This is a genomic window from Streptomyces sp. NPDC002698 (assembly GCF_042888945.1).
In the GTDB taxonomy this organism is placed as follows: domain Bacteria; phylum Actinomycetota; class Actinomycetes; order Streptomycetales; family Streptomycetaceae; genus Streptomyces.
On sequence record NZ_JBIAQM010000012.1, the window covers coordinates 1 to 21,125 of the forward strand.

15 protein-coding genes and 1 tRNA gene are annotated in these 21,125 nt (G+C 70.9%); 11 read left to right on the plus strand and 5 right to left on the minus strand.

The window, feature by feature from the left end; all coding sequences use genetic code 11:
• The first annotated feature begins 732 nt into the window (after nucleotides 1–732).
• From ACFYW9_RS18590 to ACFYW9_RS18610, 5 genes are all read left to right on the plus strand, one after another.
• Nucleotides 733–2,058, plus strand: coding sequence for an ABC transporter substrate-binding protein (locus tag ACFYW9_RS18590; protein WP_389151155.1), 1,326 nt, complete (start codon nucleotides 733–735; stop codon nucleotides 2,056–2,058).
• An 11-nt stretch (nucleotides 2,059–2,069) separates the two neighbouring features.
• A complete protein-coding gene (locus ACFYW9_RS18595) occupies nucleotides 2,070–3,026 on the plus strand; it encodes a carbohydrate ABC transporter permease (protein WP_389151158.1) in 957 nt (318 codons plus the stop codon).
• Nucleotides 3,023–3,928: a carbohydrate ABC transporter permease gene (locus ACFYW9_RS18600; RefSeq protein ID WP_389151161.1), complete on the plus strand. Its 906-nt coding sequence runs from the start codon at nucleotides 3,023–3,025 to the stop codon at nucleotides 3,926–3,928. Before ACFYW9_RS18595 ends, ACFYW9_RS18600 begins: the two co-directional genes overlap by 4 nt.
• 1 nt (nucleotide 3,929) lies before the next feature.
• Nucleotides 3,930–4,547 (plus strand): hypothetical protein, encoded by a 618-nt coding sequence (locus ACFYW9_RS18605; RefSeq protein ID WP_389151164.1) that lies wholly within the window; start codon nucleotides 3,930–3,932, stop codon nucleotides 4,545–4,547.
• A gap of 101 nt (nucleotides 4,548–4,648) precedes the next feature.
• Nucleotides 4,649–7,387, plus strand: a complete 2,739-nt coding sequence (locus ACFYW9_RS18610; RefSeq protein WP_389151167.1) for a Tat pathway signal sequence domain protein — start codon at nucleotides 4,649–4,651, stop codon at nucleotides 7,385–7,387.
• A gap of 21 nt (nucleotides 7,388–7,408) precedes the next feature.
• Here the strand turns inward: ACFYW9_RS18610 and ACFYW9_RS18615 are convergent, their stop codons facing one another.
• Entirely contained in the window at nucleotides 7,409–9,844 is a 2,436-nt protein-coding gene (locus ACFYW9_RS18615) for an SCO7613 C-terminal domain-containing membrane protein (protein ID WP_389151170.1), read from the minus strand.
• Between the two features lie 87 nt (nucleotides 9,845–9,931).
• Between ACFYW9_RS18615 and ACFYW9_RS18620 the strand changes: the two genes are divergently transcribed.
• Complete coding sequence (locus ACFYW9_RS18620) at nucleotides 9,932–10,378, plus strand: SRPBCC family protein (protein ID WP_389151173.1); 447 nt, start codon at nucleotides 9,932–9,934, stop codon at nucleotides 10,376–10,378.
• A 39-nt stretch (nucleotides 10,379–10,417) separates the two neighbouring features.
• A tRNA-Val gene (locus tag ACFYW9_RS18625) sits at nucleotides 10,418–10,489 on the plus strand.
• 66 nt (nucleotides 10,490–10,555) lie between these two features.
• Here ACFYW9_RS18625 and ACFYW9_RS18630 read toward each other — a convergent pair.
• A complete protein-coding gene (locus ACFYW9_RS18630; RefSeq protein ID WP_389151176.1) occupies nucleotides 10,556–11,281 on the minus strand; it encodes a 3'-5' exonuclease in 726 nt (241 codons plus the stop codon).
• A 170-nt stretch (nucleotides 11,282–11,451) separates the two neighbouring features.
• Here ACFYW9_RS18630 and ACFYW9_RS18635 point away from each other — a divergent pair, with 170 nt between their 5' ends.
• The 3 genes from ACFYW9_RS18635 (at nucleotide 11,452) to thrS (ending at nucleotide 15,365) form a co-directional block, all read left to right on the plus strand.
• Entirely contained in the window at nucleotides 11,452–12,018 is a 567-nt protein-coding gene (locus ACFYW9_RS18635; protein WP_037621207.1) for a DUF4365 domain-containing protein, read from the plus strand.
• Nucleotides 12,015–13,232: a hypothetical protein gene (locus ACFYW9_RS18640; RefSeq protein ID WP_389151180.1), complete on the plus strand. Its 1,218-nt coding sequence runs from the start codon at nucleotides 12,015–12,017 to the stop codon at nucleotides 13,230–13,232. Before ACFYW9_RS18635 ends, ACFYW9_RS18640 begins: the two co-directional genes overlap by 4 nt.
• A 156-nt stretch (nucleotides 13,233–13,388) precedes the next feature.
• Nucleotides 13,389–15,365, plus strand: coding sequence for a threonine--tRNA ligase (gene thrS / locus ACFYW9_RS18645; protein WP_351862480.1), 1,977 nt, complete (start codon nucleotides 13,389–13,391; stop codon nucleotides 15,363–15,365).
• Nucleotides 15,366–15,402: 37 nt separating this feature from the next.
• Here thrS and ACFYW9_RS18650 read toward each other — a convergent pair whose 3' ends face one another.
• Complete coding sequence (locus ACFYW9_RS18650; protein ID WP_389151185.1) at nucleotides 15,403–16,059, minus strand: potassium channel family protein; 657 nt, start codon at nucleotides 16,057–16,059, stop codon at nucleotides 15,403–15,405.
• A 67-nt stretch (nucleotides 16,060–16,126) separates the two neighbouring features.
• Between ACFYW9_RS18650 and ACFYW9_RS18655 the strand changes: the two genes are divergently transcribed.
• Nucleotides 16,127–16,687 (plus strand): HIT family protein, encoded by a 561-nt coding sequence (locus tag ACFYW9_RS18655; protein ID WP_389151188.1) that lies wholly within the window; start codon nucleotides 16,127–16,129, stop codon nucleotides 16,685–16,687.
• Nucleotides 16,688–16,863: 176 nt separating this feature from the next.
• Here the strand turns inward: ACFYW9_RS18655 and ACFYW9_RS18660 are convergent, their stop codons facing one another.
• Nucleotides 16,864–18,531, minus strand: a complete 1,668-nt coding sequence (locus ACFYW9_RS18660; protein WP_389151191.1) for a hypothetical protein — start codon at nucleotides 18,529–18,531, stop codon at nucleotides 16,864–16,866.
• Nucleotides 18,532–18,709: 178 nt separating this feature from the next.
• Nucleotides 18,710–20,905 carry an elongation factor G-like protein EF-G2 gene (locus ACFYW9_RS18665; RefSeq protein WP_389151194.1) on the minus strand — a complete coding sequence of 732 codons (2,196 nt, stop codon included), beginning with the start codon at nucleotides 20,903–20,905 and terminating at the stop codon, nucleotides 18,710–18,712.
• Nucleotides 20,906–21,125: the final 220 nt, after the last annotated feature.

Below are 21,125 nucleotides of genomic sequence, written 5' to 3' on the forward strand. Positions count from 1 at the left end.
CCCCCCCCCCCCCCCCCCCCCCCCCCCCCCCCCCCCCCCCCCCCCCCCCCCCCCCCCCCCCCCCCCCCCCCCCCCCCCCCCCCCCCCCCCCCCGTGCCGGTACATCCGCCCGTCGCCGTTGGATCAGACGTGGGTCCGGGAGGGAACCGCTGCTCGATCCGAACGTAAGCGACGGGCATGTGATGTACCGGCACGGCCCCTTCCACCGGATCCCGGCTGCGGGTGCGTCGTGGTTCCGGCCCTTCCGGACCGGCCCTTCCGGACCGCTTTCGGCTGCGGGGGAAAATTCAGCCCCTCCGGCGTTCGAGGAGCGGGGTCTGGGGCGGAGCCCCAGGGGGTGAGCACCGGTGCCGGGCGGAGCCGCACGCGCGGGTCGTGTGGGTGGGGAGAGGGCGAAAGCGGCCTGCGGCTGTGCCCGGGGCGGGAGGCGAGGCCCCGGTAACGCTGCTGCAAGCTCACGCTCCGTTTCCGTCGGGGCCGCCGACACCCCGTCAGCACCCCTCGCGGCAGTACGTTTTCGGCCGCGCCGCCAAGCCGTCCTGTCGTCCACGGGGTGTTCGGCCGGCCGACCGCGCGGGCCCGACCTGCGTACTCCCGTGCGAGTGCCCCGGAAGGGGTGCGGCGGCCGCCGCGACGGGATCCGACCGCCGCACATCAATTCCTGTCCGAATCATTGACGCGCCCCGAGCGCCTCCGTAACTTGTGCCAGCAAGCGCTTACTTGAAACGATTCATGCAGGCGGCGTCGACGTTGCGGGGAGGCCCGGCAGTGGGGAACAACGGGAGTGTCGAGAGGCGGACGGTACTCAAGGCGGCCGGGGCTTCGGTGGCCGCGCTGGGGCTGGCGGCGACGACGGGCTGCGGCGGGAGCGGAAGCGGCGCCGGGGACGGGACGGTGACGATCCGTTACGCCTGGTGGGGTGCGGACGAGCGGGCGAAGCGGATCAACCGGTCCATCGCGCTCTTCGAGAAGAAGTATCCGAAGATCAAGGTGCAGACGGACTTCCAGGATTATGTGGCCTTCTGGGAGAAGTTCCAGACCCAGGCCGCCGGCGGAAATCCGCCGGACGTATTCCAGAACGCCGTCGGATTTCTGCGGAAGTACGACAAGCGAGGGATCCTGCTCGACCTCAAGTCCCAGATGGACGCCGGGAATCTCAGCCTGAAAGGCTTCCGCGCCGGAGTGGAGAAGGTCGGCCAGGTCGACGGAAAGCAGCTCGGAATTCCCGTCGGATCCAACACCATGTCGCTTGTCGTCGACGAGAAGGTGTTCGAGAAGGCCGGTATCAAGCCGCGGCAGGGTTGGACCTGGGACGAGTACTTCGCCGCGCTCAAGAAGATTCACGACACGCAGAAGGTCGCGGGCGACACGGGCTACTTCAGCATCATGTACCTGTACGACCTCTACCTCCGGCAGAACGGCAAGGCGTTCTTCACCCCGGACGGACTCGGTTTCGACGAGGCTGATCTGACGGAGTGGTGGACCGACGGCTACAACCGTGTGAAGGCCGGCATCATCACCGATCCCAAGCGGGTCGAACAGGACAAGCCCAAGTCCTCCCTCTCGGCGGGCCACGCCGCCTCCGAGTTCACGTGGGACAACTTCACGGTCCGTTATACGGCCGAGGGTGACAGCAGTTACGGTCTGGCGCCGATCCCGACGACCGACGGCAAGCAGACCGGCCAGTACCTCGCCTCGCTGATGCTCAGCGCTTCGGCGCACACCAAACACCCCGAAGAAGTGGCCCGGTTCATCGATTTCATGGTCCACGACCCCGAGGTCGGCAAGATCATGGGCTACGACCGAGGGATTCTCGCCACCACCGAGCAGTTCGACGCGTTCCAGCCCGCCGATGCCCCCAGCAAGGCCATCGCGCGGTACGAGCAGGACGTCGCCGCGGCCGGGGTACTGGGCGCCATCACCCCGCATCCGGCAGGAGCCGACACCGTCGAATCCGCCTTCCTGCGCATAGGCGGTGACATGTCGCAGGGCACCACCAAGGTCTCCGACGCGGTGAAGCAGTTCTTCTCCGAGGCGAAGACCGCCCTCGCCGTCTGATGGGAACCGCCGTGACGCTCGTCAAGGACGCTCCGCCCGACGCGGCACAAAGACGCCCCGGGGCCCCCGGCGCCGACAAGCGCCGGCGGAGCGGGGACAACCTCGCCGGCTATCTCTTCATGTCGCCCTGGATCGCGGGCTTCCTGCTCCTGACCGCGGGCCCGATGGCCGCCTCCCTCTACTTCGCCTTCACCGACTACAACCTCTTCGACGCGCCGCGGTGGATCGGCTTCGACAACTTCACCACCATGTTCGACGACCCCCGGTGGCAGAAGTCCGTCGAGGTGACGGCCAAGTACGTCGTCATCGGTACGCCGCTCAAACTGCTGCTGGCGCTCGGGGTGGCCCTGCTCCTCGCCCGGAGCCGCCGCGGCCAGGCCTTCTACCGGGCCGCGTTCTACGCCCCGTCGCTGATCGGCGCGAGCGTCTCGGTCGGCTTCGTCTGGCGCGCGCTGTTCTCCGACGACGCCGTCGTGGACCGTACGCAGTCCTTCCTCGGCTTCCCCTCCGGGGGCTGGGTCGGCGACCCGGAACGGGTGCTCTACAGCCTGGTGGCGCTCACCGTCTGGCAGTTCGGCGCCCCCATGGTCATCTTCCTGGCCGGGCTCAAGCAGGTGCCGAAGGAGTTGTACGAGGCGGCCGAGGTGGACGGCGCCGGACCGCTGCGCAGGTTCTGGAGCATCACGCTGCCGCTGCTGTCCCCGGTGCTGTTCTTCAACGTGCTCCTGGAGACGATCCACTCGTTCCAGATCTTCGGTTCGGCGTACGTGGTCTCCAACGCCACCTGCGGTCCGGCCGACGCCACGCTCGTCTACACCTGCTACCTCTACCAGAAGGGATTCAGGGAGTCCCAGATGGGCTTCGCCTCCGCCATGGCCTGGATGCTGCTGCTCGCCGTCGCGCTGGTGACGGCCGTCCTCTTCTGGTCGCAGAAGCGCTGGGTGCACTACGAGGAGGACGCCCGATGAGCGGCGTCACCGGCAAGGCGATCGGCTCCGGGGCCGCGACCGCCTCGGGAAGCCCCGGGAGGTCCGGACGCGAGCGCGCCGCCTCCCTCGGCTGGCACATCGGGGCCCTGCTGATCCTCGCGGTCGTCCTCTACCCCGTGCTCTGGGTCGTCGGAGCCTCCTTCAAGCCCAGCCGCGAGATCATCGGCAGCCTGGAACCGTTCCCGGCCGGCCCGATCCTGGCCAACTTCAAGGGGCTCGCCGACGGGATCGCCGACATCTCGATCGCCACCTTCTTCCAGAACTCCCTCTTCTACGCGCTCGGTTCCGTCGCCGGCATCCTGATCTCCTGCTCACTGACCGCGTACGCCTTCGCCAGGATCCGGTTCGCCGGGCGGAACGTGCTGTTCTCGCTGATGATCGGCACGCTCCTGCTGCCGTATCACGTGCTGCTCATTCCGCAGTACGTGATGTTCCAGAAGGCGGGGCTGATCAACACCTATGTGCCGCTGCTGATCGGCAAGTACCTGGCCACCGAGGCGTTCTTCGTCTTCCTCATGGTGCAGTTCATGCGGAACCTGCCGCGCGAACTGGACGAGGCGGCGCGGCTCGACGGCTGCGGGCACCTGCGGATCTACTGGTCGATCGTGCTGCCGCTGTGCCGCCCGGCCCTCATCACCAGTGCCATCTTCACCTTCATCAACGCCTGGAACGACTTCATGGGCCCGCTGATCTACCTCAACGAGCCCGGCAAGTACACGGTCTCGCTCGGCATGATGATGTTCCGCGACCAGGAGGGGGTCGCCAACTACGGCGGCATGATCGCGATGTCGCTGGTGGCGCTGCTGCCCGTGCTCCTCTTCTTCCTCGCCTTCCAGCGCTATCTGATCGACGGCATGGCGACCTCGGGACTGAAGGGCTGACATGACGGTCACTCAGCCGAAGGCCCGCGCCGGGGCGCGGGCCCGCCGGGCGCCCCGGGATTCCGTTCTCGCCGAGAGGTTCGCCGTCTTCGCGGAGTGTCTGCTGACGGGTGTGTGGATCGCGGTGGCCTCGCTGCCCCTCGTGACCGTTCCCGCCGCGTTCGCTGCCGGCGCGCGGCATCTGCGCCGGCGCACGGCCCATGAGGGCGGCGGACGGCGGGAGTTCGTGGCCGACTTCCGGGCGGCCGTACGGGGCGGCTGGCTCGCCGGAATCGCCGGATGGGCCGGGGCGGCGGCCGTCTGGGTGGACGTCCAGGCCGTACGCGCCGGAATCCCCGGAGGTCCGTTCGTCGGGGCCGTCGGGATCCTCGCGCTGATCGGGGGAGCCGTCGCGGGACTGCGCGCGGCCGCTGTCTGGGAGCCGGGAGCGGCCTGGCGCGGGCTGCTCGCGGACGCCGGACGCCGGACCGTGCTCGATCCCGCCGGGTCGTTCCTGCTCGTCGGCGGGCTGGCCGTGGTGGTCTGCTCCGCTCTGCTCGTCGCGCCGTTGGCGGTTCCCGTCCTGGGGGCCCTGGCCGCGGCGGCCGTCGCCGTCGAGGAGCGCCGGCGGCGCCGCTGAGCGCGAGCTCCCGCGGGCCGGAGTGCCGAGCGCCCGGCCCTGTTCCGTCACGCCCTCATGACTGTCATGCCCCTGACCATCCCGTTAGGAGAGGAAAGGCCATGTCGCCCATCCCCCGCAGGTCCCTTCTCAAGGCGGCCGCCGTCGCCGGAGCCGCCGCGCAGTTCAGCTGGGCCCTCGGAACCACGAAAGCGCAGGCCGCCCCCGGAGCCGGGGCCGCCGACCCGGATCCCGTCGGCCTCGACTGGCTGGAGGACGGCGGCCTCGGCGCCGCCCCCGGCTCCACCGTCGGTGTTCCCTGGCCGAGGGGGACCTACCGGCAGGACCAGACGTTCGCGCTCGCGGATGCCGACGGCAACGCCGTCCCCGTGCAGTCCTGGCCGATCGCCTACTGGCCGGACGGCTCCCTCAAGTGGACCGCCCACGCAGTGAGTTCGGACGCCGGGAAGCTCACGCTGACCGCGGGGGAACCCGCCGCGCCGGAGCGGAAGGTCACCGTCGGCAAGAGCGGCGGAACCATCACCGTCTCGACCGGGGTCATCACCGCGAAGATCGGCAAGAGCGGCTCGGCACTGGTCAAGTCCGTGACACGCGGTACGGCCGAGATCGCCAGGAACGGCCGCCTGGTCCTCATCCGCCGGCCCGAGATCGAGGACGAGGACCAGGGCACCGCGAAGTCCGAGCGCTTCGAGAGCGTGATCTCCGCGGCCGAGGTCGAACAGGACGGCCCGGTGCGGGCCGTCGTCCGCATCGACGGCAAGCACCGCAAGGGCGAACGGAGCTGGCTGCCCTTCTCGGTCCGCCTGTACTTCTACGCGGGCGCCGACTCCTTCCGCATGGTGCACACGATCACCTTCGACGGGAAGCAGGAACCCGGGAAGAGCAGCGGTGACTTCGTGGGCGGGCTCGGCGTCCGCTTCACCGTGCCGATGCGGGACGCCGCCTACGACCGGCACATCCGGATCGGCGGAGACGACACCGGTCTGCTGCGCGAGGCGGTCAAGGGGGTCACCGGGCTGCGCCGCGACCCCGGAGCGGCCGTCCAGGCGGCCCAGTTCGCCGGTGAGAGGCTCGCCGACCCGTCCACCTGGGACCAGCGGGTCACCACCCGGCTCCAGTACATCCCCGAGTGGGGCGACTACACCCTCTCCCAGCTCTCGGCCGACGGCTTCACCCTGCGCAAGCGCACCAAGAAGGGGCACGGCTGGATCGCCGCGGGCGGTGGCCGGCGCGCCTCCGGCTTCGGATACGTCGGCGGGCCGAGCGGCGGATTCTCCTTCGGGCTGCGGGACTTCTGGGAGAAGTTCCCCGCCCAGCTCGACATCCGTGACGCCCACACCGACGAGGCCGAGGTCACCCTCTGGCTCTGGTCGCCCGAGGCGCGGCCCATGGACCTGCGCTTCTACCACGACGGCATGGGCCAGGACACGTACGCCGAACAGCTCGAAGGCCTCAACATCACCTACGAGGACTACGAGCCGGGCTTCGGCACCCCCTACGGCATCGCCCGCACCTCCGAACTGCTCTTCTGGGCCAACGAGTCGACGCCCACGCCCGAGAAGCTCGCCGAACAGGTCGACGCCGTACGCGTGCTGCCGCAGCTCGCCGCCCCGCCCAAGCAGCTGATCAAGGCGCAGGTCTTCGGCCCCGGTCTCTACTCGGAGCCCGACCGGTCCACCCCCGCCAAGGCGAAGATCGAGGATCACCTCGACTTCCTCTTCACCTATTACAAGGACCAGGTGGAGATGCGCCGTTGGTACGGCTTCTGGGACTACGGCGACATCATGCACTCCTACGACCCGGTGAGACACCAGTGGCGTTACGACGTCGGCGGCTACGCCTGGGACAACTCCGAGCTGTCGCCGGACCTCTGGCTGTGGTTCGCGTATCTGCGCAGCGGCCGCGCGGACATCTTCCGCTTCGCCGAGGCGATGACCCGGCACACCGGCGAGGTCGACGTCTACCACCTCGGCCAGTGGGCGGGCCTCGGCACCCGGCACGGTGTGCAGCACTACGCGGACAGCGCCAAACAGCAGCGCATCGCCAACACCACCTACCGGCGCTACTACTACTTCCTCACCGCCGACGAGCGGGTCGGCGACCTCATGCACGCCAACGTCGACTCCGACGAGACCTTCCTCGTCCTCGACCCGATCCGCAAGATCCGCACCGAGCCGTACACGCCGGACCGGCACGCGCTGTCGATCGGCTTCGGCACGGACTGGAGCGGGCTCGTCTCGGCCTGGCTGACCGAGTGGGAGCGCAAGGGCCCCAAGTGGGAGAAGGCCAGGGCACGCGTGCTGTCGACGATGGAGACCATCGCCGCGCAGCCCAACGGATTCGTCCAGGGCTCCGGCCTGTACGACCTCGACACCGGGCGGTTCGCCGTCGCCACCGAGCCGGTGGTCGGCGTCTCTCACCTGTCCGCCGTCTTCGGCCTGAACGAACTGTGCGCCGAACTCATCGATCTCGTCGACATGCCCGCCTTCGAGGAGGCCTACCTCGACTACTGCCGCTACTTCAACGCCACCAAGGCCGAACAGGCGGCCCGCTACGGCACCAACTTCGGCACCCTGCTGCTCTTCCAGGGCCATTCACGCCTCGACGCGTACGCCGCCGTGCGGACCGGCGACACCCGACTCGCCACCCGCGCCTGGGCGAAGTTCTACAGCTCCGACGGCTACACCGAGGCCTCGCCCTGGAAGACGGAGGAACTGGGCGGACCGGTCACGCTGGTGCCGGGCAGCGAGGCCAACTGGGTCTACACGAACGACACGGCGCTCTACGGCCTCGCCGCCATCGAGAACCTGGCGCTCCTCGGCGACCGGATGCCGTCGTGACCGGTCCCGGGTGAACGCCCGCTAGTCCATCCTCCCCAGTACCTCCCGCACCCGCCGTGCGTCACGGATCCGCTGCTCGTAGGTGGCGCCCAGCGTGAGCAGCAGCAGGCCGGCGAGTGCGGGAGGCGTCCAGCGGGGCAGCGCGTCCACCACCTGCACGATGAACGGGGCGAGTTCGTGCAGCGCGTCCAGGACGAGCACGGCGCCGCCCAGCACCAGCGGAGCCTGGAGCCGGTGCCGGGCACCCAGCAGGGTGACGGCGAGCGCCGCCGTGCCCAGCAGCAGCGGACGCGGCCACTGCCCGTCGCCCCACGCCGCGAACAGGCTCGGCACCAGCGTCACGGACAGGCCCGGCGCGTACGCCGTCCACGACGACACCGAGGTGTCCGAGCGGCGCCTGAACGCGCCCAGGAGCAGTGCCGGAACGGTCACCGGCAGCGTGTACGCCTCCGGGGAGCCGATGTCCCAGGACGCGAGCCGCACCCACGAGGCCAGCACGAACAGGGCGGTGGCCGCGTATCCGACGGCGCGCCGGTCCTCCCGTACGGCCGTACCCGCGGCGATCAGTCCGCACAGGGCCAGGACCGTGGCCAGCAGCGCCGGATCGGCCACCGCGAGCCCGACGGCGAGCAGCCCGGCGAGGGCACCGGTGATCTCGATCGACAGGGTGGTCGGGCCGTCCTCGGCGCGTGCGGCGAGCAGCGCGGCGGTCACGGGCACGACCAGCACGAGCAGTGCCGTGTGCTGGGGCTGGAGGGAGAGGGAGGCGCCCGCCGCGCAGACGAGGGCCGCCGCGTAGGTGAGTGCCGCGGGCGCCGCGACCGGGCCGAGGCCGGGCCGGGGGGCGGCCGCCGCGAACAGGACGGTCAGCGCGGCGAGCACGGTCAGGGTCGCGCTCTCGGAGGCGAGCGCGAGGAAGGCGAGGCTGAGGGAGGTGAGCAGAGAGAGCACCAGTGCCGTCAGCCGGGGGCCGGTCCGGCGGGCGTACCCGAGCAGGGCCGCCGTGATGAGGCCGTGGACCGACAGCGCGGCCACGTAGGGGAGTTCGAGGGTCGCCGGAAGGACGAGGGCCGTCGCCCACGCCAGGGTCAGCGCGCAGGCCAGGGCGTACGGACGCCAGGCGGCGGCGCGGACGGCCACCACCAGGACGGCGGCGACGAGCGCGAGCACGAGCGGTGCCGTGACCGCGTCCGCGGGCCAGGGCAGGCCGTTCGTCACCGCGTCCCGCGCGTTCTCCGGAGCACCGGACCAGGCGGAGCCCGCCCGGCCGGCCGGGCCCAGCAGGGTGATCACGACCACGGGCAGGGCCCAGGCCACGGCGAGGGCGCCCACGCACCCCGAGGCCAGGGCGATCCCGCGCCGCACCGGCGTGGGGACACCCGCTCCGGCGACGGCCAGCAGGGTGATCGCGCACGCCAGATGACCGGGGACCGTCCACTCGCCCGGCAGGGACGTGCGCAGCAGCCCGCCGAACGCGGTGACACCGATCAGTCCGCCGGCCGTCGCGACGCCCGTCGCGGTGTTCGTGGTGAGGCCCGGCTTCGGGGCGCCCCACGCCGCCGTCAGCGCGATCGACGCGGCGAGGAGGAGGAGCGCCGCCGCACGGGCGGCGGCGCCCGGGCCGGCGGACGTCCAGGACAGCCAGCCGGCGGCGAGGGTGCCCCAGCCGCCCAGGCCGTACGCCGGGCCGGCGGCGACGGCGCGGACGGAGCGCACGGGCAGGCGCAGGGCGAGCGCCGTGTCGAGCGCCGCCGTGACCAGCAGGGCGGCCGTGACGGCGTACGCGTCCGCGGAGGCGGCCACCGCCCACAGGAGCAGCGGAAGCTGTGCGGCGACCACGGCGGCGGGCAGCGGCAGCCGCAGCGACGCGCGCGCACCGGGGCCGGCCGTCCGGAGCGGCGAGCCCAGCGCGATGCCGTACGCCGCCCACACGGCGGCCAGCGCCGTCGAGGCGAGCGCCGCGTAGCCGACGCCGTCCGTGCGGGGGAGCGCCACCGCGTACAGCGCGTACGCGTCCAGGACCGTCAGTACGAGCCCGGTCCCTGCCAGCGCCTCGGCCGTCGAGCGCAGCCCTCGGCGCAGCAGGGGCACGGGAGCGCCGAGCGCGGCGAGCGTCACCGCGCCGAGCACCAGCGACCGCCCCGCGATCCCGAGGTGCCCCCAGCCGACCAGGGTGAACGCGACGGCGGCGACGGCCAGCAGGATGCCGCCGAGGAGCAGGAGCGCGTTCTGCACCCCGGGTGCGCCGGTCTCGGGCCGCCGGGCGCCGGGCGCCGTGGACGCGGTCCGTACGGGTGTCGGCTGGAGCGCGTGGACCAGCCAGGCGCGGCGGGTCAGCAACATGGCCCGGCGTGCGTCGAGTTGCCGCAGCTCGGTGTCCAGGAGCCGCAACTCCTCGGCCGGGGACGGGATCTGGGTCATGGTTCGGAGTGTGGTCCGCGTCACGCCCTTGGACATGAGCGCGCGTACTCACGCCGTACTCAGATCCGCGGACATGCCCGGCGGGTACTTCCGGTACGTCCGACGCGTCGGCACACTCGGTCCATGGACTGGACGCACTACCGCTTCCGCACCGTGTGGGAGCTGCCCGCGCCGCCCGCGGACGTCTACGCGGTCCTGGAACGGGCCGAGACCTACCCGCGCTGGTGGCCCCAGGTGCGCGAGGTGACCCCCGTCGACGGGCACAGCGCCGTCATCCGGATCCGCTCGGTCCTGCCGTACGACATCACCATCACCGCGCGCGAGGCGCGCCGGGACCCGGCGGCCGGCGTCCTGGAGACGGAGATGTCGGGCGATCTCGACGGCTGGGCACGCTGGACCCTCGACGCGGCCGGCCCGGGCACCCGTGCCCGCTACGACCAGAACGTGCACGTCACCACGCCGTTGCTGCGGCGGTTCGCGGTACCGGGACGCCCGTTCTTCCGTGCCAACCACGCCCTGATGATGCGCGCGGGACGGCGCGGCCTCGAAGCTCACCTCGAAGCGGTTTGAACCCCACCCGCCGGGACCTGTATTGTTCAGTGCGTTCCCGGGCGATTAGCTCAGTGGGAGAGCGCTTCGTTCACACCGAAGAGGTCACTGGTTCGAACCCAGTATCGCCCACCGGGAGAAGACCGGTCCGTCATCGACGGACCGGTTTTTCGTTGTGCCCGGCGGCGTCGTGCCCGGTCAGGCCGCCGCCGGCAGATCCGGGCGCAACGGCCACGCCGGATCGACCGCCTCCGGTGTACCGCTGCGCGCGAACCAGGCCTGAAGCCCGCGCGCCTGCGCCGCGTGCCACACCGCCTGGAGCGTGTGCAGCTCGGACGGCGACAGCCGCTCGAGACGGGCCGCGAAACGGCGCCCCACCGCACGGACGACCTCCATCGAGGCCAGTGCGTCGGCCGCCGCGTCGTGCGCGCCCTCCAGCGCCACCTCGTAGTGCGCGCACAGATCGGTCAGGGTGCGGCGGCCCTTGCGATAGCGGTCCAGATGCTTGTCGAGGACGCGCGGATCGAGCACGCGCAGCGACGTCGACTCGAACCAGCGGTCGAGGGACGACGCCCGATGTCTGCGCAACTCCCGGTCCAGCAGCGTCAGATCGAACGGGGCGTTCATCACCACCAGCGGCCGGCCCGCCGTGGCCTGTTCACTCAGCTCTCGCGCTATCTCCTCCATCACGGGCGACGGCCAGCGGCCGTTGCGCTGCAGATGTTCGTCCGTGAGCCCGTGCACCGCCGTCGCCCCCGCGGGCACCGGCACTCCCGGGTTCACCAGCCATCGGGTCACCCGCGGACGGGAACCCGGGGCGTCCTGGACGACGACGGCGGCCGACACGATCCTGTCGGTCTCGACGTCCACGCCCGTGGTCTCCGTGTCGAACGCGGCCAAAGGGCCTTCGTACCAGCACGTCATACGCACACAACTCCTCGTTCACCCACGGCAGCTGACGCACCGTCTTCTGCCCGTTTGGTGATACCCGGGCTGTTTGCGCCGTACGCCGGAAGGAGACAACAGAGGTACGGGTCTTTGCAGTTCAGCGACCCGTCGCGGGGATACATCAAGGCTGGAAGGCTGTTGGACTCATGGCACTCGCGCAGCCCGAACGGGGCGGGCTGCTGCCCCAGCGGACGGCACCCCATCGTGGATCACTCGCCACCACCGCCTGCATGGAGACCTTGCAGGTGGGCTACCTGCACGCGGTCGCGGCGGCCGCGGGCTGTTCGCTGTCCCAGCCGTTTCCCGACAACGGCATCGACTGGCACGTCAGCCACAGCGCCCCCGGGCACACGGTCGACGACGAAGTCACCATCAAGGTGCAGCTCAAGTGCACGTACCAGATCCCGCCCAACCCCCCGGGGCCCGCCTTCTCCTTCACGCTCGACAACGAGCACCTGGCGAAGCTCGCGCGCACCCCGGTCTCGGTGCACAAGATCCTGGTCGTGATGCTCGTGCCCAGATCCCAGGACGACTGGCTGCGCGCCAGCCACGACCGGCTCGACCTCAGGCACTGCTGCTACTGGATCAACCTCGCCGGACACGCCATCACGGGCCGGCGCCGGACCACCGTCCGCATCCCGACGGCCCGGATCTTCGACGACCGGGCCCTGTGCGAGATCATGACGCGGGTCGGTACGGGAGGCAGACCATGACACACCGCCCCACCGACGAGGTGCTCCGGCCGGTCAGGCCCCACCCCGCCGAAGCCTTCTGGAACGATCCGCCGGCCCCCGACCAGGTGGACCCGGCCGTGCTCGGCGCGCTGCTGCGGCGGCACGGCTGGCAGCGCCGCGGGGGAGCCGCCGGACGGTACGGCCGGTGGACCCCACCCGGGCCCGGGGGCGGCGGTACCAGCCTGCTGGTGCCGGAGAACCGGGCCTTCCCCGACAGCGACGACCTCCTCGGCGAGGCACTCGTCGCGCTCTCCCGCAGCGGTTCCCCGGCCGCGCGGGACGTGCTCGTCGCCCTGGCCGTGCCCAGCGACGAGATCCGCTGGTGGCGGGACGTGCCGACCGGTCCCGTGGGCGCGGCGCCCTGGACCGTCGAGGAACAGACGCGCGGGGCCGCCCGCCAGATCCTGCTCGCCGGCGCGCTCGCGGCACACGCGCGTGCCGGCTACTACGGCGCCCGCCACCGCAGGGCGGCCACCGCCTCCCTGGAGAACGTCCTGGTGGGCGCGGAACCGGGCGGCCGCGGTCTCACCGCCTTCGTGCCCGTCACCACGGGCCGGCCGCTCGCCGTACGCCTGCACGAGGCGCTGTGCGCCGCCCGCGAGGCGATCGACTACCAGCGGGCCACCGGCGGCATGGACGCCTTCGACGCGGCCGTGGAGGCGGGCGTCAGCCATGAACTGATGGAAGCCCTGGTGGCCCTCGTCCGGGGCACCGAGGGTGCCCGGATCACCGTCGAGTGGTCACCGGCCGCGGGTGTCCCCGAGGGCGGCGCGAACCCCGCCGAGCCCGTCGAGTTCTCGCCCGGCGACCTGCCCGTGCTGCGCGAGGCCGGGGCCCGCTATCTGCGCGAGGAGCCGTCCGTGCCGGTGCGGCTCACCGGCGCCGTGGTCCGGATGCGCAGGTCGGGCCCACGCGGGGCGGGCACGGTACGGCTGCGGGTCCTCGCGGGCGCCGAGGTCCCGCACGTCCGGATGACCCTGGACGAGGAGGCGTACCGGATAGCGGGCCAGGCCCATCTGGTCGGGCTGCCGGTACGGGTGCACGGCCGTCTGGAGAGCCGCGGCGGCTTCCGCAGGCTCACGGACGCCACCGGTGTCGTACCCGTCCAGGTGGACGAGGCCGAACGGGACCGGCTGATGAAGTCGCTCCAGGAGAATCTGGACTTCTTCGAGGAGGCGTGCAGCGAGGACTGAGGCGGTCGTACGGGGAGGACCGAGGGGTCGTGAGGGGAGGGTCGGGGCGCACTGTCCACAACCGTTTCGCGGAGGGCACCCCGGGCTCGGTAGGATTCGGGGCATTGCCATGCCATCCCGTATGTGGTGTGGCACCCCTTCAGTCAGGAGAGACCGGTGTCAGACGTCCGTGTGATCATCCAACGCGATTCCGAGCGGGAAGAGCGCGTGGTGACGACGGGGACTACGGCCGCCGACCTCTTCACCGGCGACCGCACCATCGTCGCGGCCCGTGTCGCGGGCGAGCTGAGGGACCTCGCGTACGAGGTGCAGGACGGCGAGGAGGTCGAGCCCGTCGAGATCTCCTCCGAGGACGGCCTGAACATCCTGCGCCACTCCACCGCGCACGTGATGGCCCAGGCCGTGCAGGAGCTCTTCCCCGACGCCAAGCTGGGCATCGGCCCGCCGGTCAAGGACGGCTTCTACTACGACTTCGACGTCGAGAAGCCCTTCACGCCCGAGGACCTCAAGGCCGTCGAGAAGAAGATGCAGGAGATCCAGAAGCGCGGGCAGCGCTTCTCCCGCCGCGTCGTCACCGACGAGGACGCCCGCGAGGAGCTCGCGGCCGAGCCGTACAAGCTGGAACTCATCGGCATCAAGGGCTCCGCGTCCTCGGACGACGGCGCGGACGTCGAGGTGGGCGGCGGCGAGCTGACCATCTACGACAACCTCGACGCCAAGACCGGCGAGCTGTGCTGGAAGGACCTCTGCCGCGGTCCCCACCTGCCCACCACCCGCAACATCCCGGCGTTCAAGCTGATGCGCAACGCCGCCGCGTACTGGCGCGGCAGCGAGAAGAACCCCATGCTCCAGCGCATCTACGGCACCGCCTGGCCCTCCAAGGAGGAGCTGAAGGCGCACCTCGACTTCCTCGCCGAGGCCGAGAAGCGCGACCACCGCAAGCTGGGCAACGAGCTGGACCTGTTCTCCATCCCGGACCAGATCGGCTCCGGCCTCGCCGTCTTCCACCCCAAGGGCGGCATCATCCGCCGGGTCATGGAGGACTACTCGCGCCGCCGGCACGAGGAGGAGGGCTACGAGTTCGTCTACACCCCGCACGCCACCAAGGGGAAGCTCTTCGAGACCTCGGGCCACCTGGACTGGTACGCCGACGGCATGTACCCGCCCATGCAGCTCGACGAGGGCGTGGACTACTACCTCAAGCCCATGAACTGCCCGATGCACAACCTGATCTTCGACGCGCGCGGCCGCTCGTACCGTGAACTGCCGCTGCGCCTGTTCGAGTTCGGCACCGTGTACCGGTACGAGAAGTCGGGCGTCGTGCACGGTCTGACCCGTGCCCGGGGCTTCACGCAGGACGACGCGCACATCTACTGCACCAAGGAGCAGATGGCGGACGAGCTCGACAAGACGCTCACCTTCGTCCTGAACCTCCTGCGCGACTACGGCCTCACCGACTTCTACCTGGAGCTGTCCACCAAGGACCCCGAGAAGTTCGTCGGCTCGGACGAGATCTGGGAAGAGGCCACCGAGACGCTGCGCCAGGTCGCCGAGAAGCAGGGCCTCCCGCTGGTCCCGGACCCGGGCGGCGCCGCCTTCTACGGCCCGAAGATCTCCGTGCAGGCCAAGGACGCCATCGGCCGCACCTGGCAGATGTCGACCGTGCAGCTCGACTTCAACCTGCCCGAGCGCTTCGACCTGGAGTACACCGGCCCCGACGGCTCCAAGCAGCGCCCGGTCATGATCCACCGCGCGCTGTTCGGCTCCATCGAGCGCTTCTTCGCCGTGCTCCTGGAGCACTACGCGGGCGCGTTCCCGGCATGGCTGGCGCCCGTCCAGGCGATCGGCATCCCGATCGGCGACGCGCACGTGGAGTACCTCCAGAAGTTCGCCGCCGAGGCCAGGAAGAAGGGCCTGCGCGTCGAGGTCGACGCGTCCTCGGACCGCATGCAGAAGAAGATCCGCAACGCGCAGAAGCAGAAGGTGCCCTTCATGGTCATCGCGGGCGACGAGGACATGACGGCCGGTGCCGTCTCCTTCCGCTACCGCGACGGTTCCCAGGAGAACGGCATCCCGCTCGACGAGGCCATCGCCAAGATCGCGAAGGTCGTCGAGGAGCGCGCCCAGATCTGATCGGCCCCTCCGGCCGAGCCCGAAGCCCCCGGGAAGCTCAGCTTCCCGGGGGCTTCTCGTCGCCCTCGCGCGAGAACAGCTGCAACAGCCACGAGGAGAAGGAACCCGTCACCGCGCCGAGCAGCGCCAGACCGCAGACCATCATGGCGACGGCGACGGTGCGGCCCCGGGGGGTCACCGGTGTCACGTCCCCGTACCCGACCGTCGAGAGGGTGGAGGCGGCCCACCACACCGAGTCGCCGAAGGTGACGATCGTCGCGTGCGGCGCCTGGTACTCGGCCTGGTAGACGGCGAGGGCGCCCGAGAAGCCGAGCAGCAGGACCGCGATGCTCGCGTAGAAGATCACCCGTGCGTACAGCGGGAGACGGGGCTCTCCGCGGCGCCGCAGCACGGAGTCGTAGAGCTTGACGATCCGCAGCGGCCGCAGGAGCGGCAGGACGAGCACCACGGTGTCCAGCAGGTGGGTCCGGACGAACCGCGGACCCTGTCCGCTCAGCCGCCAGAGCACCAGGTAGTCGACGAGGAACGCCGCCCAGGCGACCGCGATCACCGCCAGGCAGACGTCGCGCCCGCCCTCGGGCAGGCCGTGCGCCAGCACGTGCACGGCGTAGGCGGCGAGGAACAGCATCGACGCGACCGCCAGCGGTACCTCGGTGCGGTGCTCCCATCGGGTCATCGGGCTGTCGTCGTCCATGGCCACAGCTTGGCCGCAGGCTCCTTTGCCCGGTACCCGCCGACACGCCGCGAACGGGCGAAGCAATATGCTGCAACACATGACGAGTGAGCCGGAGCAGCAGATCGGAGTGGGAACGCAGGACGCGTTCCAGCGCCTTTGGACGCCCCACCGGATGGCTTACATCCAGGGCGAGAACAAGCCCACCGGCCCGGGGGCCGGCGACGGTTGTCCGTTCTGCTCGATACCGGCCAAGTCCGACGAGGACGGGCTCATCGTGAGGCGCGCGGAGCACGTGTACACGGTGCTCAACCTCTACCCGTACAACGGTGGACACCTGATGGTCGTGCCCTACCGGCACGTCGCCGACTACACGGACCTCACCGGGCCGGAGACGGCCGAACTGGGTGAGCTGACCAAGCAGGCCATGACCGCCCTGCGCACCGCCTCCGGCGCCCACGGCTTCAACATCGGCATGAACCAGGGAACGGTCGCGGGCGCCGGTATCGCCGCCCATCTGCACCAGCACATCGTGCCCCGCTGGGGCGGCGACACCAACTTCATGCCGGTCGTCGGCCACACCAAGGTCCTGCCGCAGCTTCTCGCGGACACCCGCAAGATGCTGGCGGAGGCCTGGCCCACCGCGTAGCCGGGTCCGGGGCGCCCCACCGGGCGCCCCGTCCGCCTCCGCCTCCGCACCGGGGCTCGTCCGCCGTCCGGAGCGTTGGCGACCGACGACAACGCGGCTGGGGGTCCCCCTGCTCGCAGAGCTTGGGGGAGTGCGTGCCAGACCCCGCGTGTGCGAACTGATCCAAACGACAGGTCCTAGGCGTCGTACACGTCGGCCTTGCGCGGCGAGGGGTCCTGGACCGCCGTGCTCAGGAACGCCGAGCGGCTGCCGAACTTCTCCGTGTCGACGCCGTTCTCCTCGAGGACCCTGATCGCCGCCGCGTGCACCACGCGCAGCACGGGCGTCGCGGCCCGCAGCGCGTCGTCCGCCATGAAACGGTGCCGCCACGGCTGATCGGCCCAGGCGTGGCGCAGCCCGAACGGCTCGGGCAGCGCGAGGCTGCCGCCGAGCCAGTTCAGCAGCGGCGGATACCAGGTCAGGGGCGCCCGCGCCGCGAGCCGTACGACCTCGTCCGCGGTGACCAGCGGCAGGCTCACCGTGCGGGTCTCCCAGAACTTGACGGTCTTCGCGATCTGCTTGGACGGGGCCTCGGGCTTGCTGGTGAACAGGGGGTTCACCGGTCCCAGCGCATGCCCGGTCACCTCGATGCGCAGCGTCTCGTGCAGGACGGTCACCGTGATCATCATCGTGATGATCAACTGGCCGTCCCAGAGCGTCCACTGGACCCCGAGATAGTGCCGGTCGCCGCTGCCGAACTGCTGCTTGTTGCAGATGTCCTGCACGGCGTGCGTCTTGATCGTGTAGGCGTCGACGTCCGTGCCGCCGGGCCGGGACACCGCCGTCGCCTTCTCGCCGATCGGCGTGACGATCCAGTGCTTTATCGAAGGCGCCGGAAAACCACCGGTGTTGAGCGGGCCGCGCTCCAGCATGCGCAACTGGTCGTGGACGCTGCGGATGATGTCCCAGCTGCGGAAGGGGTGGATCTCCTTCTTCGGGTCCTGCGCCACCAGGTTCTCGGCGAGCTGCCAGCTCCCCCAGCGGGTGCCCATGCCGAGTATGCCCTTGGGGCCCGCGTAGAAGACCGAGTTGGACTGCTGCTCCGCGGTGAGCCGGGCGAGCGACTGGCGCAGCTGCTCCGCCGCCGTCTCACCCGGGCTCCCGGGCACCGCCTCGGGGATCTTGGCGCCGATGCCGCCGCCCGACAGCAGGCTGTCCCAGCGCTCCCGCAGATCCTTGGCGGTGCGCTCGCAGATCCGCTTCGCCCACAGCCAGCCCACGACCGGGAGGACCACCGCGGCGCGCGCGTACCAGGCCCAGAAGCCGGTGAACGGCATGCGGACGAGGAAGAGGACGGCCAGGGCGCCGACGGCGAACAGGAGCGTGGTGCCGAGCGCGGAACCCCGCTTGTCCGCGCGCTTGGCGATCTGCGTACGGATCTGGAAGACCATCAGCCAGATCAGCAGTCCGGGCAGGAACAGCAGTCCGCAGAGCACCATGACGGCCGAGAGCCAGTTGTCGCGCTCCCGGCGGATGTTGGTGGCCGCGAGACAGTGCTCCACGACGACCTGCGGCTCGGTGCCGAAGGACTGGATGAGCGCACCGCGGCCCGCGCCCAGCATGCGGGCCGTGACGGCACCCGCGAAGGCCTCGCCGAGATTCGGCGTGAACAGTTTGATCCGGCCGGCCTTCACCGTGGACTGGTGCCACTCGTTGTCGGCCTTGAGGATCTCCTCCATCGGACTGTCGCGGTACGCCGCCGAGGCCAGCGCGAAGGTCGCCGCCGTCTGCCCCGCGGAGCCCGTGAGCGGCACCTGCGCCCCGGGAGTGAAATCGAAACCGTCGAACGCCACTTCCGCCCCCATCGCCGCCGCACCCGCTCCTGCGGCCTTCCCGACTTCGGTGTCCCGCACACCTGTTGATCAGGTCTTCGTCTTGATCAGTTCTCAGAGTATCGGCCACGGCCGACATTCGTCGGCGGACGGCCGAAGCCGCCCACCGACGGATGAAACCCCCGGCGAAGCGCCCGAAGTCCCCCTGGCCTCAGGCGCTCGCCTCCTGTTCGCGGAGCCGCTCGGCGATGTGCTGCGGCATGGGTTCGTGCCGTGCGTAGCTCCGGTCGAAGCGCGCGGTGCCGTGCGAGACGGACCGCAGATCGACGGCGTACCGCCCGATCTCGATCTCGGGCACCTCGGCACGGACGAGCGTGCGCCCGCCGGCCGCCTGCTCGGTGCCGACCACCCGGCCGCGCCGTCCCGACAGGTCGCTCATCACCGGCCCCACGTAGTCGTCGCCGACCAGGACGGTCACCTCCGCCACCGGCTCCAGGAGATGGATCACGGCGTCACGGGCCGCCTCGCGCAGCGCGAGCGCGCCCGCCGTCTGGAACGCGGCGTCGGAGGAGTCCACCGAGTGCGCCTTGCCGTCCTTCAGCGTGACCCGTACGTCGATGAGCGGATAGCCGGCGACCACGCCCTTGGCCGCCTGGGCGCGCACCCCCTTCTCGACGGAGGGGATGAACTGCCGGGGCACGGCGCCGCCGACGACCTTGTCCACGAACTCGATGCCCGAGCCGTTCGGCAGCGGTTCGACCTCGATCTCGCAGATCGCGAACTGGCCGTGCCCGCCGGACTGTTTGACATGGCGTCCGCGCCCGGTGGACGGGCCGGCGAATGTCTCGCGCAGGGACACCTTGTGCGGCACCACGTCGACCTGCACGCCGTAGCGGTTGCGCAGCCGTTCCAGGGCGACGTCCGCGTGCGCCTCGCCCAGGCACCACAGGACGACCTGATGGGTGTTCTGGTTCTGTTCCAGACGCATCGTGGGGTCCTCGGCCACCAGCCGGCCGAGCCCCTGGGAGAGCTTGTCCTCGTCCGCCTTGCTGTGCGCCTCGATGGCGAGAGGGAGCAGCGGGTCGGGCATCCGCCACGGCTCCATCAGCAGCGGGTCGTCCTTGGCCGAAAGGGTGTCCCCGGTCTCGGCGCGGCTCAGCTTCGCCACACTGGCGAGGTCGCCCGCGATGCAGTGGGTGAGGGCGCGCTGCTGTTTGCCGAACGGCGCGGACAGGGCGCCGATCCGTTCGTCGACGTCGTGGTCCTCGTGTCCGCGGTCGGTCAGCCCGTGCCCGGAGACATGCACCGTCGCGTCGGGGCGAAGGGTCCCGGAGAAGACCCGGACCAGGGAGACCCGGCCGACGTACGGGTCGGACGCCGTCTTCACGACCTCCGCGACCAGCGGACCGTCCGGGTCGCAGGCCTTCACCTCACGGGGTGCGCCGTCCGGTGTGGTCACGGCGGGCGCCGGGCGCTCCAGCGGGGTCGGGAAGCCGCCCGTGATCAGTTCGAGGAGCTCGACCGTGCCGAGCCCCTGCCGGGCTCCCTCGGCGGCGGGCGCGGCGGCCAGCACGGGGAAGAAACTCCCACGGGCCACGGCCTGTTCCAGGTCCTGTACGAGCGTCTTGAGGTCGATCTCCTCGCCGCCGAGATAGCGGTCCATGAGCTTCTCGTCCTCGCTCTCGGCGATGATCCCCTCGATCAGCCGGTTGCGGGCCGTGTCGATGAACGGCTGCTGCTCGGGTCCCGGATCCGCCTCCTTGCGCTCCCCGGAGGAGTAGTCGAACAACTGCCGGGTGAGCAGCCCGATCAGGCCGGTCACGGGCGCGTGCCCGTCCGGCCCCGCGGCGCCGTGCAGCGGAAGGTACAGCGGCAGGACGGCGTCGGGATCGTCGCCGCCGAACGTCTGCGCGCAGATCGCGGTCATCTCCTCGAAGTCGGACCTGGCCGATTCGAGATGGGTGACCACGATGGCCCGGGGCATGCCGACGGCCGCGCACTCCTCCCACAGCATGCGGGTCGAGCCGTCGACCCCGTCCGAGGCCGAGACGACGAAGAGGGCCGCGTCCGCCGCTCGCAGACCGGCCCTCAGTTCGCCGACGAAGTCGGCGTATCCGGGGGTGTCGAGAAGGTTGATCTTCAGCCCGTCCCAGTCGACGGGTACCAGGGAGAGCTGCACCGAACGCTGCTGCCGGTGCTCGATCTCGTCGTAGTCCGAGACGGTGCCGCCGTCCTCCACGCGGCCCGCCCGGTTCACCGCTCCCGCCGTCAGCGCGAGAGCCTCCACCAATGTCGTCTTGCCCGATCCGCTGTGGCCGACCAGCACCACATTCCGTACGGACGCGGGGTGGTCGGCCGCCGTAGCCCTGCCGGCGGCTCCGGTGTGTGTGTTCGCCTTGTCGCCCATGGTCTTGCCTCCCGTGCACGGTGAGGTCTCTGTGGGCGCGGGACATGCCGAAGCCGCGTGCGGTGGCGGCACCGGTGACGCCCGCGGTCCTTCGAGCTTTGCACTCGCGTCACTGTGCGTCCATACAAGGGACGCGATCGCGCCGTGACACCGGCGGCATCGGGTCGTGACACCGGGCGCGGGTGCCCGACCGTCGCACAAGCGCACGCGTGACTACGAT